10 protein-coding genes are annotated in these 11,822 nt (G+C 71.6%); 4 read left to right on the forward strand and 6 right to left on the reverse strand.

Annotated features, from left to right (window positions below; genetic code table 11):
- Window positions 1–49 precede the first annotated feature (49 nt).
- On the forward strand, window positions 50–802 hold the full coding sequence (locus AC0QTQ_RS10995) for an SDR family NAD(P)-dependent oxidoreductase (protein WP_480256613.1): 753 nt from the start codon (window positions 50–52) through the stop codon (window positions 800–802).
- A 38-nt stretch (window positions 803–840) separates the two neighbouring features.
- Here the strand turns inward: AC0QTQ_RS10995 and AC0QTQ_RS11000 are convergent, their stop codons facing one another.
- The 5 genes from AC0QTQ_RS11000 to AC0QTQ_RS11020 all read right to left on the reverse strand — a co-directional run bounded on the left by AC0QTQ_RS11000 (window position 841) and on the right by AC0QTQ_RS11020 (window position 6,826).
- Window positions 841–2,079 (reverse strand): pyridoxal phosphate-dependent aminotransferase, encoded by a 1,239-nt coding sequence (locus tag AC0QTQ_RS11000; protein ID WP_121534205.1) that lies wholly within the window; start codon window positions 2,077–2,079, stop codon window positions 841–843.
- 8 nt (window positions 2,080–2,087) lie between these two features.
- Window positions 2,088–3,599, reverse strand: a complete 1,512-nt coding sequence (gene amaB / locus AC0QTQ_RS11005) for an L-piperidine-6-carboxylate dehydrogenase (RefSeq protein ID WP_480256614.1) — start codon at window positions 3,597–3,599, stop codon at window positions 2,088–2,090.
- 22 nt (window positions 3,600–3,621) lie between these two features.
- Window positions 3,622–5,037 carry a hypothetical protein gene (locus AC0QTQ_RS11010; RefSeq protein ID WP_480256615.1) on the reverse strand — a complete coding sequence of 472 codons (1,416 nt, stop codon included), beginning with the start codon at window positions 5,035–5,037 and terminating at the stop codon, window positions 3,622–3,624.
- A 250-nt stretch (window positions 5,038–5,287) separates the two neighbouring features.
- Window positions 5,288–6,046: an HpcH/HpaI aldolase family protein gene (locus tag AC0QTQ_RS11015; RefSeq protein WP_480256616.1), complete on the reverse strand. Its 759-nt coding sequence runs from the start codon at window positions 6,044–6,046 to the stop codon at window positions 5,288–5,290.
- 81 nt (window positions 6,047–6,127) lie between these two features.
- Window positions 6,128–6,826: a response regulator transcription factor gene (locus tag AC0QTQ_RS11020; protein ID WP_480256617.1), complete on the reverse strand. Its 699-nt coding sequence runs from the start codon at window positions 6,824–6,826 to the stop codon at window positions 6,128–6,130.
- Window positions 6,827–6,915: 89 nt separating this feature from the next.
- Between AC0QTQ_RS11020 and AC0QTQ_RS11025 the strand changes: the two genes are divergently transcribed.
- The 3 genes from AC0QTQ_RS11025 to malQ all read left to right on the forward strand — a co-directional run bounded on the left by AC0QTQ_RS11025 (window position 6,916) and on the right by malQ (window position 10,815).
- Window positions 6,916–8,535, forward strand: coding sequence for an FAD-dependent monooxygenase (locus AC0QTQ_RS11025; RefSeq protein ID WP_480256619.1), 1,620 nt, complete (start codon window positions 6,916–6,918; stop codon window positions 8,533–8,535).
- Between the two features lies 1 nt (window position 8,536).
- Window positions 8,537–8,707: a hypothetical protein gene (locus tag AC0QTQ_RS11030; protein ID WP_480256620.1), complete on the forward strand. Its 171-nt coding sequence runs from the start codon at window positions 8,537–8,539 to the stop codon at window positions 8,705–8,707.
- Between the two features lie 107 nt (window positions 8,708–8,814).
- Window positions 8,815–10,815 (forward strand): 4-alpha-glucanotransferase, encoded by a 2,001-nt coding sequence (gene malQ, locus AC0QTQ_RS11035; protein WP_480256621.1) that lies wholly within the window; start codon window positions 8,815–8,817, stop codon window positions 10,813–10,815.
- A gap of 3 nt (window positions 10,816–10,818) precedes the next feature.
- Here malQ and AC0QTQ_RS11040 read toward each other — a convergent pair whose 3' ends face one another.
- Window positions 10,819–11,784 (reverse strand): XdhC family protein, encoded by a 966-nt coding sequence (locus tag AC0QTQ_RS11040; protein ID WP_183077531.1) that lies wholly within the window; start codon window positions 11,782–11,784, stop codon window positions 10,819–10,821.
- Between the last annotated feature and the right edge of the window lie 38 nt (window positions 11,785–11,822).

Here is an 11,822-nt window from a genome sequence, read left to right on the forward strand (position 1 = left end):
CCGTCGGATTATCTCTGCCGCAGATGATTTCCGGCAAAGGAGAAGGAAAATGGCGATTGCTCTGGTGACCGGTGCAAGCCGCGGGCTTGGCCGTGACATGGCGCTTGCGCTGGCCCGGGCGGGCACCGATGTGGTGCTGACCTATCTGGGCAGCGCGGCGCGGGCCGAGGCGGTGGCGGCCGAGATCCGCGCGCTCGGCCGGCACGCCGCGGCGCTGCAGCTCGATGTGACCGACAGCGCGTCCTACGGCGGCTTCGCGGCCTCCCTTGCGGCGCTGCTGCCGGCCGAGTTCGGCGCCGATCGGCTCGATGCGCTGGTGAACAACGCGGGCGTCGGCATCAACGCGCCCTTCGCCGAGACCTCGGAGGCGCAGCTCGACCAGATGCTTGCCACCCATCTCAAGCCCGCCTTCCTGTTGACGCAGGCGCTGCTCGGCCTGCTCGGCGACGGCAGCGCGGTGGTGCATGTCTCGACCGGGCTCGCGCGCTTCGCGCTGCCGGGCTATGCCGCCTATGCCGCAGCGAAGGGCGGGATCGAGGTTCTGACCCGCTATCAGGCGAAGGAGCTCGGTGCGCGCGGCATCCGGGTGAATGTCGTCGCCCCGGGCGCGATCGAGACCGATTTCGGCGGCGGCGCGGTGCGCGACGATGCCCGCGTCAATGCCTTCATCGCCAGCCAGACCGCGCTTGGCCGCGCCGGCCGGCCCGAGGACATCGGCCCGGTCGTCACCTTCCTGTGCTCGGACGCGGCCCGCTGGGTCACCGGCCAGCGCATCGAGGTCTCGGGCGGCATGTTCCTGTAAGGATGCGGCCGCCCCCGGCGCGGGGGGCGGCCCGCCGCTCAGCGCGGCCGGGTCAGCGTGGCGCAGGCCCGCGCGATGCGGTCAAGCGCCTCGCGCAGCTCGGCCTCGGAGGTGGCGTAGGAGATCCGGAAATAGGGCGAGAGGCCGAAGGCCGCCCCCGGCACCATCGCCACGTCGGCCTCGTCGAGCAGCCAGGCGCAGAAGGCGCGGTCGCTGTCGATGACCCGGCCCGAGGGCGTCACCGCCCCGATCAGCCCGGCGCAGGAGGCGAAGGTGTAGAACGCCCCCTCGGGCACCCGGCACTCGATCCCCTCGATCGCGTTCAGCCCGGCCACGACCAGATCGCGACGGCGCCGGAAGCTCTCGGCGCGCTCGGCCAGAAGCTCCTGCGGCCCGGTGAGCGCCGCCACTGCCGCCGCCTGGCTGATCGAGCTCGGGCAGGAGGTCGACTGGCTCTGCACCACCGCCATCGCCCGGATCAGCGCCTCGGGCCCGCCGGCATAGCCGATCCGCCAGCCGGTCATCGCATAGGCCTTGGAGACCCCGTTCACCGTCAGGATCCGGTCCTTCAGCCGCGGTTCGAGCGCCGCGGGCGTGACGAAGCGGAAGCCGTCATAGGTGATGTGCTCGTACATGTCGTCGACCAGCAGCCACAGCTGCGGATGGGCAAGCAGCACATCGAGGAGCGGGCGATAATCGGCCTCGGCATAGGCCGCGCCGGTCGGGTTCGAGGGCGAGTTCAGGATCACCCAGCGGCTGCGCGGGGTGATCGCCGCGGCCAGATCCCCGGGCGTCAGCCGGAACCCCTGCGCACCATCGCAGGGCACCGCCACCGGCACGCCACCCGCGATCCGCACGATGTCGAAATACGAGGTCCAGCACGGCGTCGGGATGATCACCTCGTCGCCCGGGTTCAGGCTTGCCATCAGCGCGTTGAACAGGATCTGCTTCGCGCCGGCGGCGACGGTGATCGCGCTGACCGGATAGTCGACACCGTTCTCGCGGCGGAACTTCTCGGCGATCGCCGCCTTCAGCTCGGGCGTGCCGTCAAGCGCGGTGTATTTCGTCCGCCCCTCGGCCATCGCCTGCGCGGCACCGGCCTTGACGTGTTCGGGCGTGTCGAAATCGGGCTCGCCCGCACCAAGGATGATCGTCGGCCGGCCCGCGCGCTTCATCGCCGCGGCCCGCGCCCCGATCTGCAGGATCTCGGACACGCCAAGCGTGGCGATCCGATCGGCCGGGACGAACCCGGCCGTTTCAGGCATGTGAACGGTCATTTCCGGCCTCAGTCGATGTCGAAGGTGACGCCCTGGGCGAGCGGCAGCTCGCGCGAGAAGTTGATCGTGTTCGTGGCCCGGCGCATGTAGCCCTTCCACGCATCCGACCCGCTTTCGCGGCCGCCGCCGGTTTCCTTCTCGCCGCCGAAGGCGCCGCCGATCTCGGCGCCCGAGGTGCCGATGTTGACGTTGGCGATGCCGCAATCCGAACCGCGCGCCGACAGGAAGGTCTCCATCTCGCGCAGATCGAGCGTGAAGATCGACGAGCTGAGCCCCGCGCCCACGGCGTTATGCGCCTCGAGTACCGCGTCGAAATCGCTGTATTTCATCACATAGAGGATCGGCGCGAAGGTTTCCTCGAGCACCGGGCCGACCTGTTCGGGCATCTCGACCAGCGCCGGGTGCACGTAATAGGCCGCGTCCGAGCCGATCGCCTCGCGTGCGCCGCCATGCACCGTGCCGCCGGCCGCGCGCGCCGCCGCAAGCGCGGCCTGCATCGCGTCGAAGGCCTGCTTGTCGATCAGCGGGCCGACAAGGGCCTGGGTCTCGAGCGGGTTGCCGATGGTGACGCTCGCATAGGCCTTGATGAGCCGCGGCACCAGCGCGTCATAGACACTTTCATGCACGAAGAGGCGGCGCATCGTGGTGCAGCGCTGGCCCGCCGTGCCCATGGCGCCGAAGGCCACCGCGCGCAGCGTCATGTCGAGATCGGCCGAGGGGCAGACGATGCCGGCGTTGTTGCCGCCGAGTTCCAGGATCGAGCGACCGAAGCGCGCCGCCACCTTCGGCCCGACGATGCGGCCCATCCGGGTCGAGCCGGTGGCCGAGATCAGCGCCACGTCCGGGCTTTCGACCAGCACGTTGCCGACATCGCCCGCGCCGATCAGCACCTGGCTCAGGTTCTCGGGCGCCGCACCGAAACGGGCGAGCGCACGGGCAAGGATCGCCTCGCAGGCAAGCGCGGTAAGCGGGGTCTTTTCCGACGGTTTCCAGATCACCGCATCGCCGCACACGAAGGCCAGCGCGCTGTTCCAGGCCCAGACCGCGACCGGGAAGTTGAAGGCGGTGATCACGCCCACGACGCCAAGCGGATGCCAGGTTTCCATCATCCGGTGGCCGGGGCGTTCGGTGGCGATGGTCAGGCCGTAAAGCTGACGGCTGAGGCCCACGGCGAAGTCGCAGATGTCGATCATCTCCTGCACTTCGCCCTGGCCCTCGGACGGGCTCTTGCCGGCCTCGATCGAGACGAGCTTGCCAAGCGCCACCTTGTCGGCGCGCAGCTCCTCGCCCAGAAGACGGACAAGCTCGCCGCGCTTCGGCGCCGGCACCAGACGCCAGGCCTTGAAGGCCTCCTTCGCGCGGGCGACGGCGGCGGCGGCGGTCGCGGGCGTGTCCGGGGTCAGCGCGGCGATCTCTTCGCCGGTCACCGGCGAGAAGCTCGGCATCGTGCCGGCCGTGGTGCGCGCGGCGTCAACGCCAAGGGCTTCGAGCAGGCTCCGGGTTTCGGGTGCAAGCGACATGAGAGGTCCTTCCTGTGGTCTTTTATTCGAGGAAATAGGTCAGGCAGACGAGCGCCGCGGCGGCGCCGAGCCCGTAGAGGGTGAAGGCGCGGTTCACCCCGAAGGTGACACGCGCCGGCATCAGGCCGAGAACCCGGCCGGTGATGATCGACATCGCCGAGATCGGCGAGGCGGAGATCGCGAGCGCCCAGGCGAAGCACAGCGCAAGGGCCAGGGCAAGCGGATGGGCGGCGCCCACGGGGCCCGAGCCGAAGAGCTGCGCCGCCAGCACCATCACGATCGAATGCGGGATCATCGCGGCACCGGCGAGCGGGATCAGCACGAGGCAGCCGAGGATGACGGCCAGCGCCGGCAGCGCGCCGCTCTCGATCAGGGCGCCAACGCCAAGCGCGTTCAGCGCAACCGAGACGCCCGCGCCGATCACCGCGGCGGCGAGGAAGATCGTCGCCTCGTTCGCCATCGTGGCCGAGGCCTCGGAGAGGGCATCGAGCGGGCGCTGCGCCCCTGCCCCGCGCGCCGCGGGCTCGAGCCGCGGCCAGAGGACGGCAAGGAGCGGCAGCACCAGACAGGCGGCAACAAGGAAGCTGACATCCAGCGCCCGGTGCAGCCCGAGGGTGACGGCAATCAGCCCCGCCACCGCGGCAAGGATCGCGGCAAGCGCCCGGTCCCCGCCCGGCACTGCCTCGCGCTCGGGATCAGGGGTGCCCGCGCCACGATCGAGCAGCAGACCGCCCGCCGAGACCAGCATCGCCGCGCCGAAGCTGAGCGCGAGGAAGAGCACCGGATCAAGCCCCGGGATCGCCGAGGTGACGATGGCAAAGCCGACGCCGATCGGGTTCCACACCGTCATCATCAGCGTGCCGCGCAGCGCGGCGAGCGTCACCGGCGCCGGGTCGATGCCGGGCTTGCCCTCGGCCTTCGCACGGGCGGCATGGTCGGCGGCGATGTCCGACATCATGCCGATCGTGCCGATGTTGAACAGCACCGACAGGAACTGTGCCCCGAAGGTCATCGCAAGGGCGCGCAGCCGCGCCGGATAGGCGAAAAGCCGCGCCGCCGCGGCGCCGATCACCTTCGAGGCGCGCACCGGCGCCCGGATCAGGCCGAGCGTTGTCAGGAAGGCCGAGAAGGCGGTGCCCTGAAACAGCGCGCGCTGCATCGCCGGCAGCGCCTCGGGCGCGAGGAGCGCGACCAGCGCCGCCACCACCAGCGCGCCAAGCGCGAAGCGGCGCGCGATGCGCTGCACCTGCGGCAACCGGATCAGCGCGAGCATCACCGCGGCCGCGGCCGCCACCCAGTCGAGAAGGCCGAGGCCGGGCAGGAACCGCCCGCCCACCTGCCCCGCGACCAGCGCGGCGATCATCGCCACAGCGAGCCCGCCGGCGATCCGGTTCAGCGGCAGCACCCCGGTCCGGGGCAAGATCCGCGGCACGCCCATCACCCGTTCCTCCGCACCCGGAGGGGGCGTGCGGCGCCGGCGATGCCGGGGAGCGAGAGCGGAAGGAGGGGAGACGTCATTCTGTATGTGCCGCGTCAGATGGATGCCTGAAGCGGAATACGCCTTTTCTGCCGGCCCTGCATAATGACGAATCCGGCGGAGTTGATGCGCCCGGGGAATGAGTGGCCGGGAACGGGAGACGGGGCGCATCGCCGGCCGGGCCCGCCGCTGCGGCAGGCCCGACCGAAGGTCAGAAGCCCGCGCGCAGGGTCCGCAGCCCGGTGCCGAGCACGCCGACATCGGTGCCGACGGCGAGGAAGGCGACACCCTGTTCGGCATAGCGCCGCGCCACCGCCGGGTCGGTCGAGAGGATTCCCGCCGCCCGTCCCGCGGCGCGGACGCGCGCGATCGCGTCGCGGATCGCATCCTGCACCTCGGGCGCCGCGCTGTTCGTGCCATGGCCCATGTCGGCCGTCAGATCGGCCGGGCCGATGAAGACCCCGTCCACCCCCTCGACCGTCAGGATCTCGTCAAGCGCGGCAAGGCCCTTGCGATTCTCGACCTGCACCAGCAGGCAGACCTCGTCATTCGCGGTGGCAAGGTAATCGCCGATCGCGCCATAGCCGGTGGCGCGGCCGAGCATCGCACCGACGCCGCGCACGCCCGCGGGCGGATAGAGCATCGAGCGCACCGCCTCGCGCGCCTGCTCGGCGCTTTCGACCATCGGCACCAGAATCGTCTGCGCCCCGATGTCGAGCATCTGCTTGATCCGCGCGCGGTCGTCGTCGCGGACCCGCACCACCGGATGGGTGCGCTCGGCCACCGCGCGCAGCTGGTCCATCACGTCGCGCAGCCCGTTCGGCCCGTGCTCGCCGTCGATCACCATCCAGTCGAAACCGCAGTGCGCGGCAAGCTCGGCCACCGAGGCATCGGCCAGCGAGACCCACAGGCCGATCTGCGTCTCGCCGGTCTTCAGCCGGGCCTTGAAGGGGTTGTGCGGTGCGGGCATGGGAGTTCCTCGTCTGGGTCGTTGCGGCGCCACCCTAGCGCGCCCGAGCCCGGAACCGAAGCCCCCTCGCCGGAAGCCCCGTCAGTCCTGCCGGCAGATCGCGAAAAGCGCGCCGCGCGAGGTGATGCCCAGCTTGTCATAGGCACGCTTGCGATAGGTGGCGACGGTGGCGGGCGACAGCGCCAGCTCGGCCGCGATGGTCTCGGCCTTCTTGCCGGCCAGCACGCCCAGACAGACCTCGCGCTCGCGCTCGCTCAGCGCGGTCAGCGCCGGCGGCAGGGCCGAAGGCGTGCGCGCCTCGGCATCGAGCAGCACGAGCCGGCCGACCAGCTCGGCAAGCTCCGCATCGAGCCGCGCGGCCTCGCCCTCGCCATGATAGAAGTTCACGAAGAGCCGCCGGGTCGCGCCCGCGGCCAGCACGCTCAGCTTGCCCGCGAGCCCCGGCCGGGCGAACAGCGCCTCCCAATAGTCGGGATCGACGCCCGCACTCTCCGCCCCGAGCCCGCGCAGCTGCAGCGATCCGGGGGCGAGCGAGAGAAGTTCCGGCAGCAGCGGATCGCGGCGGAAGGCGCCGTCCAGGTACTGCGCCGCCATCGCCTCGCCGACATGACCGGCCGAATAGTTGCACGACAAGAGGCAGCGCGCCCGATCGGCGCTGACATCGAAAACCATCACCTGCCGCGCCCCGGTGCGCTGCGCGAGATCGAGGAGCGGCGCCGCACAGCCCGCCTCGCCAAGGGACGCAAGACAGGCCCCGATCAGACCGTAGACACCGCTCATCCGTCCCCTCCTGTCCCCTGCTTTGAAGGACATACCCGCCCGCCCCGGCGCGGTAAACAGGGGCGGGAGACTGTTTCAGGGAGGACGGCATGAGACCCGCAGGCCGCGCGGACACCGCATCGCTTTATTTCACCTATCCGCAATTCGCGGCGCCCGAGGGCGCGGCGCGCGCGGGACTTGCGCGCGACGTGGCCGTCGCCATCGTCGGCGCCGGCCCCGTCGGCATGGTCGCGGCGCTGACGCTTGCCCAGCAGGGCATCGCCTCGGTGCTGATCGAGGCGAAGGACAGCTTCAACGACGGCAGCCGGGCGATCTGCATCGCGCGGCAAAGCTTTGCCATCCTCGACAGTCTCGGCGTGGTCGCGCCCTTCCTCGAGAAGTCGCTCGGCTGGACCACGGGGCGCAGCTTCTACCGCGGCCGGCAGATCCTCGAGTTCCACATGCCCGACGGGCCCGAGGAAAAGTTCCGCCCGATGTACAACCTCGAACAGCAGTTCATCGAGGCCTATCTGTGGCAGGCGATCGACGCCAACCCGCTGATCGAGACGCGCTGGCAAAGCCGGCTCGAGGGGATCGAGATCGACGAGGCCGGCGCGCGGCTGACCGTCGCCGACCCCGAGGGAAGCTACAGCTTCCACGCTGACTGGGTTCTGGCCGCCGACGGCGCGCGCAGCGCGGTGCGCAGCCAGCTTGGCCTGCGTCTGCAGGGGCAGAATTTCGAGGGCCGCTATGTCATCGCCGACGTGCAGATGGATCACGACTATCCGACGATCCGCCGCGCGCTGTTCGACCCGGCCTGCCGGCCCGGCGCGACGGTGCTGATCCACCGCCAACCCGACAACATCTGGCGCATAGACTATCAGCTCGCCGATGACGAGGACCCGGCCGAGGCGGTGCGCGAGGAGGTCGTGCGCGACAGCGTCGCCGCGGTGCTGGCCGAGATCGGCCACACGGGCCCCTGGGAGCTTGAATGGTGGTCGATCTACTCGGCCAACACGCTGGCGCTTGACGACTACCGCAAGGGCCCGGTGATCTTCATCGGCGACAGTGCCCATATCGTGCCGATCTTCGGCGTGCGCGGGCTGAACAACGGCATCGCCGACGCCCAGAACATCAGCTGGAAGCTCGGCCATGTGCTGACCGGCAAGGCCGGGGCGGCGCTGATTGACAGCTATACCCCCGAGCGGCGCGGCGCGACGCTCGATGTCTTTGCGAATGCCTCGAAAAGCGCGCGCTTCATGACGCCGCCCACCCGCGGCTGGCAGATCCTGCGCGACGCGGCGCTTGGCCTCGCCCTCACCCACCCCTTCGCGGGCGAACTTGCCAATCCGCGGCAGATGACGCCCTTCACCTATGCCGAAAGCCCCGCGGTGCTGCCCGACGATCCGGGCTTTGCCGCGGGCCCCGCGCCCGGGGCGGCGATGATCGAGGCGCGGGTGGGCACCGGGTTCCTGTCGGACCGGCTGGCGCGCGGCAGCTTCACGCTGGTCTGCTTCGATCCGGCCCTTGCCTCCGCGGTCGAGGCGCTGCCGGACGCGCCCGCCGTTGCCTGCCTGCCCTGGCCCTCCGCCGCGGCCGACCGGCTTGGCGCCGGGCAGAATGCCGCCTATCTCGTCCGCCCCGACCTGCATGTCGGTGCACGCTGGCAGGCGGCCACCGCCGAGACGGTGCGCGCTGCACTCGACAACCTGTGCTTCCGGGAGGTGTGAGATGACCCAGCACGAAATCGAACAGGTCTACGAGGCGCTGGCCGAGGGGATCGACCGCGCCGCGCCCGAGGCGCCCGAGCTCTACCTCGCCCGCGTCTGCCTGCTGCTGGCGCGCGAGCTGCCCTCGGTCGAGGCGGCGCTAGCCGCCATCGCCGCGGCGCAGGCGAGCTGAGACGACGAGAACGGGCACGCTGCAACGCAGCGCCCCGTTGCCGCCTGCCCGGGGGCCGGCTATGCTCGGGCAAAGGCGCGGCAATTTGGCCGCGCAGCGGAGGACAGATGACCCCGATCGAAGAGATTGCCGCGGCGGCCGGTGTCGCCCGGGTGTGGCACGACATCTTCGGATCGGATCAGGTGATCCCCGAGGCACGGCTGGCGCGGATCCTCGCGGCGCTTGGCTATCCGGTGGGCTCGGCGGCCGAGATCGCGCGCAGCCGCGACCGGCTCGCCGGCGAAGCGGCGACGGCCCCCGCAATGATCGTCACCGAGACCGGGATCGAGACCGCGCTTCCCGCCACGCTGCCGCAAGGTGACATCGCCGCGCTGCTGGTCTGCGAGGATGGCACGAGCCGGCCGATCGCGCTTGCGAATGGCCGCCTCGCCGCGGTGACCGAGCCCGGCTATTACCGGCTGGTTCTTGGCAGGACCGAGCTGACGCTCGCCGTCGCGCCGCCCACCTGCCACGGCATCGACGCCATCGGCGATCGGCATTTCTGGGGCCCGGCGGTGCAGATCCCGGCCTTGCGCGGCGCCACCCCCACCCCCTTCGGCGGCTTTGGCGAGCTGGCGGAGGCGGCGCGCCTCTTTGCCGCGCGCGGCGCCGATGCGATGATGATCAACCCGGTGCATGCGCTCTTTCCCGGGCACGGCGCGGGCTACAGCCCCTATTCGCCCTCGAGCCGGCTGTTCCTGAACACCGCGATGGCGGACCCGGCGCTGCTGGGTCTGCCGCCGCTGCCGGCCGCTCCGGGCGGCGACCTGATCGACTGGGCCGGCGCCCTGCCCGCACGTCACGCCGCGCTGCGGGCGATCTTCGCCACGCTCGATGCCGAGACCCGCGCCCGCATTGCCGCGGACAGCGCCGCCGAAGGGCCGGGCCTGCGCCGCCACGCAATCTTCGACGCGCTCGACAGCCGGTTCCGCCCGACGGGCGCGGATGGCTGGCGCGCCTGGCCCGCGGCCTTCCACGACCCCGACGGCGCGGCGGTGGCCGAGTTCGCGCGCGAAGAGGCCGAGGAGGTCGAGTTCCACCTCTTCACCCAATGGCTGGCCCGCGAGGGGCTGGCCGCGGCCCAGGCTGCTGCGCGCCAGGGCGGCATGGCGATCGGGCTGGTGGCCGACCTGGCCGTCGGCGTGCATGGCGCGGGCAGCGACAGCTGGTCGCTGCGCGGCCAGATGCTCGACGGGCTGACGATCGGCGCGCCGCCCGACCCGCTCGGCCCCCAAGGGCAGAACTGGCTGCTGAGCAGCTTCTCGCCGCGGGGCCTGCGCGACAGCGGCTATGCCCCCTTCATCGCGATGCTGCGCGCGACGCTTGCGCGCGCGGGCGGGCTGCGCATCGACCATGCCTTCGGGTTGGCCCGGCTCTGGGTCGTGCCCGACGGGCAAAGCTCGGCCGAGGGCGCCTATCTGAGCTATCCGTTCGAGGACATGCTGCGGCTCGCCGCCCTTGAAAGCCACCGCGCACAGGCGCTGATCGTGGCCGAGGATCTGGGCACCAAGCCCTTCGGCTTCACCGAGGCGATCGAGGCGAAGAAGATGCTCGGCATGCGCGTGCTGTGGTTCGAGCGGGCGGGCGATCAGGGCTTCATCGGGCCGCAGGATTACGCGCCGATGAGCCTGGCGATGACCGGCACGCATGACACGGCGACGGTGGCGGGCTGGTGGACCGGACGCGACCTCGACTGGGCGGAGAAGCTGCACCGCTTCGGCCCCGGGGAAAGCCGCGCCGATGCCGACGCGCATCGCGCCTGGGACCGCGGCCGGCTGTGGGGCACGATCGGCGCGGGCGCGCCCTGCCCGGCGGTCGACGACCCGGCGCCGGTGGTGCGTGCCGCCCTGCGCCACCTTGGCCACACCGCTTCGCGCCTTGCGCTGGCGCCGCTCGAGGATCTGCTGGCGCTGCGCGAGCAGCCGAACCTTCCGGGCACGATCGACGACCACCCGAACTGGCGTCGCCGCCTTGACGCGCCGCTGGCCGAGCTGCTCGATGACCCAGCGACCGCCGAGCGGATCGAGACTCTCGCCACCGCCCGCACCGAGGCCTTCCCGGGGCATTAGACCTCAGCCGGCGACGACCGCCTCGGCCAGGACCTCGGCCAGCACCGAGGCGGCAAGGGTGCGCGCGTCGCGGGTCGAGGGGATCACCCCGATCGGGCCGCGCAGCCGGGCAAGATCGGCCTCGGCCACCCCCGCCGCGCGCAACCGTGCGAGCCGGTTTTCCGCCGTGCGCCGGCTGCCCTGCGCCCCGACATAGAAGGCGCGGCTTGCCAGCAGGTGGCGCAGGATCGCGGGCTCCCAGTCGTGATCGTGGAAGAACAGCACCCCGGCGGTGAAGGCATCAAGCGGCACCTGCGCGACAGCCGAGGGCTGCGGCAGGTGCACGACCGTGGCGCCGCGGCCGTCGAGCGGGGCGAGCGTCTCGGTATCGGGCGAGGCGAGCACCGTTTCATAGCCCGCCCCGGCGACCATGCGCGCGAAGGCCACGGCCTCGGGCCCCTTGCCGAAGACGGCAAAGCGCGGATCGGGCAGCACACGCAGCACAAGTTCGGCCTGCGGATCGGCGCCGAGGCTCAGCCCGGCCCCGGACACGGCCAGCGAAAACGGCGCGCGCGCCGCCAGCCGCGCCCGCAGATCGGCCAGCACATCGGCCGAGGGCGCCGGCAGCACGAGGATGTCGAGCCCGCCGCCGCAGGGCAGCGTCAGGTCGATGAAGGGCGAGCCCGCACCATAGCGAAGCCGCCGCGCGACGCCCTCGCCCGCCACGGCTTTCGCATGTTCGGCAATGTCGGCGTCGATGCAGCCCGAGGACAGCGTGCCCGCCACCGCGCCCGCACGGCCAAGTGCCATCGTCGCGCCGACCGGGCGATAGGACGGCCCCTCGGTGCGCAGGATCAGGGCAAGGGCCGACGGATCCGCAAGCGCCGCAAGCGGCAGGTCGCTCGCCCGGATCGTCGCCCGCGCCGGGCCCTTCCCCGTCTCGGCTCCCGGCATCGCGGCGGCACCCCGCCGCAGGTCCTGTTGCTGCATCGTCATTTCCCCGTCTGGGCACCCCGATCCGGCACAGA

The sequence above is a fragment of the Paenirhodobacter sp. YD-8 genome (assembly GCF_056590935.1).

Excerpts from the sequence above, each read along its gene's own strand:
- AC0QTQ_RS10995 (WP_480256613.1), top strand. The coding sequence starts at position 50 with ATGGCGATTGCTCTGGTGACCGGTGCAAGCCGCGGGCTTGGCCGTGAC.
- AC0QTQ_RS11025 (WP_480256619.1), top strand. The coding sequence starts at position 6,916 with ATGAGACCCGCAGGCCGCGCGGACACCGCATCGCTTTATTTCACCTAT.
- AC0QTQ_RS11030 (WP_480256620.1), top strand. The coding sequence starts at position 8,537 with ATGACCCAGCACGAAATCGAACAGGTCTACGAGGCGCTGGCCGAGGGG.
- malQ (WP_480256621.1), top strand. The coding sequence starts at position 8,815 with ATGACCCCGATCGAAGAGATTGCCGCGGCGGCCGGTGTCGCCCGGGTG.
- AC0QTQ_RS11000 (WP_121534205.1), bottom strand. The coding sequence starts at position 2,079 with ATGACCGTTCACATGCCTGAAACGGCCGGGTTCGTCCCGGCCGATCGG.
- AC0QTQ_RS11040 (WP_183077531.1), bottom strand. The coding sequence starts at position 11,784 with ATGCAGCAACAGGACCTGCGGCGGGGTGCCGCCGCGATGCCGGGAGCC.
- AC0QTQ_RS11010 (WP_480256615.1), bottom strand. The coding sequence starts at position 5,037 with ATGGGCGTGCCGCGGATCTTGCCCCGGACCGGGGTGCTGCCGCTGAAC.
- AC0QTQ_RS11015 (WP_480256616.1), bottom strand. The coding sequence starts at position 6,046 with ATGCCCGCACCGCACAACCCCTTCAAGGCCCGGCTGAAGACCGGCGAG.
- AC0QTQ_RS11020 (WP_480256617.1), bottom strand. The coding sequence starts at position 6,826 with ATGAGCGGTGTCTACGGTCTGATCGGGGCCTGTCTTGCGTCCCTTGGC.
- amaB (WP_480256614.1), bottom strand. The coding sequence starts at position 3,599 with ATGTCGCTTGCACCCGAAACCCGGAGCCTGCTCGAAGCCCTTGGCGTT.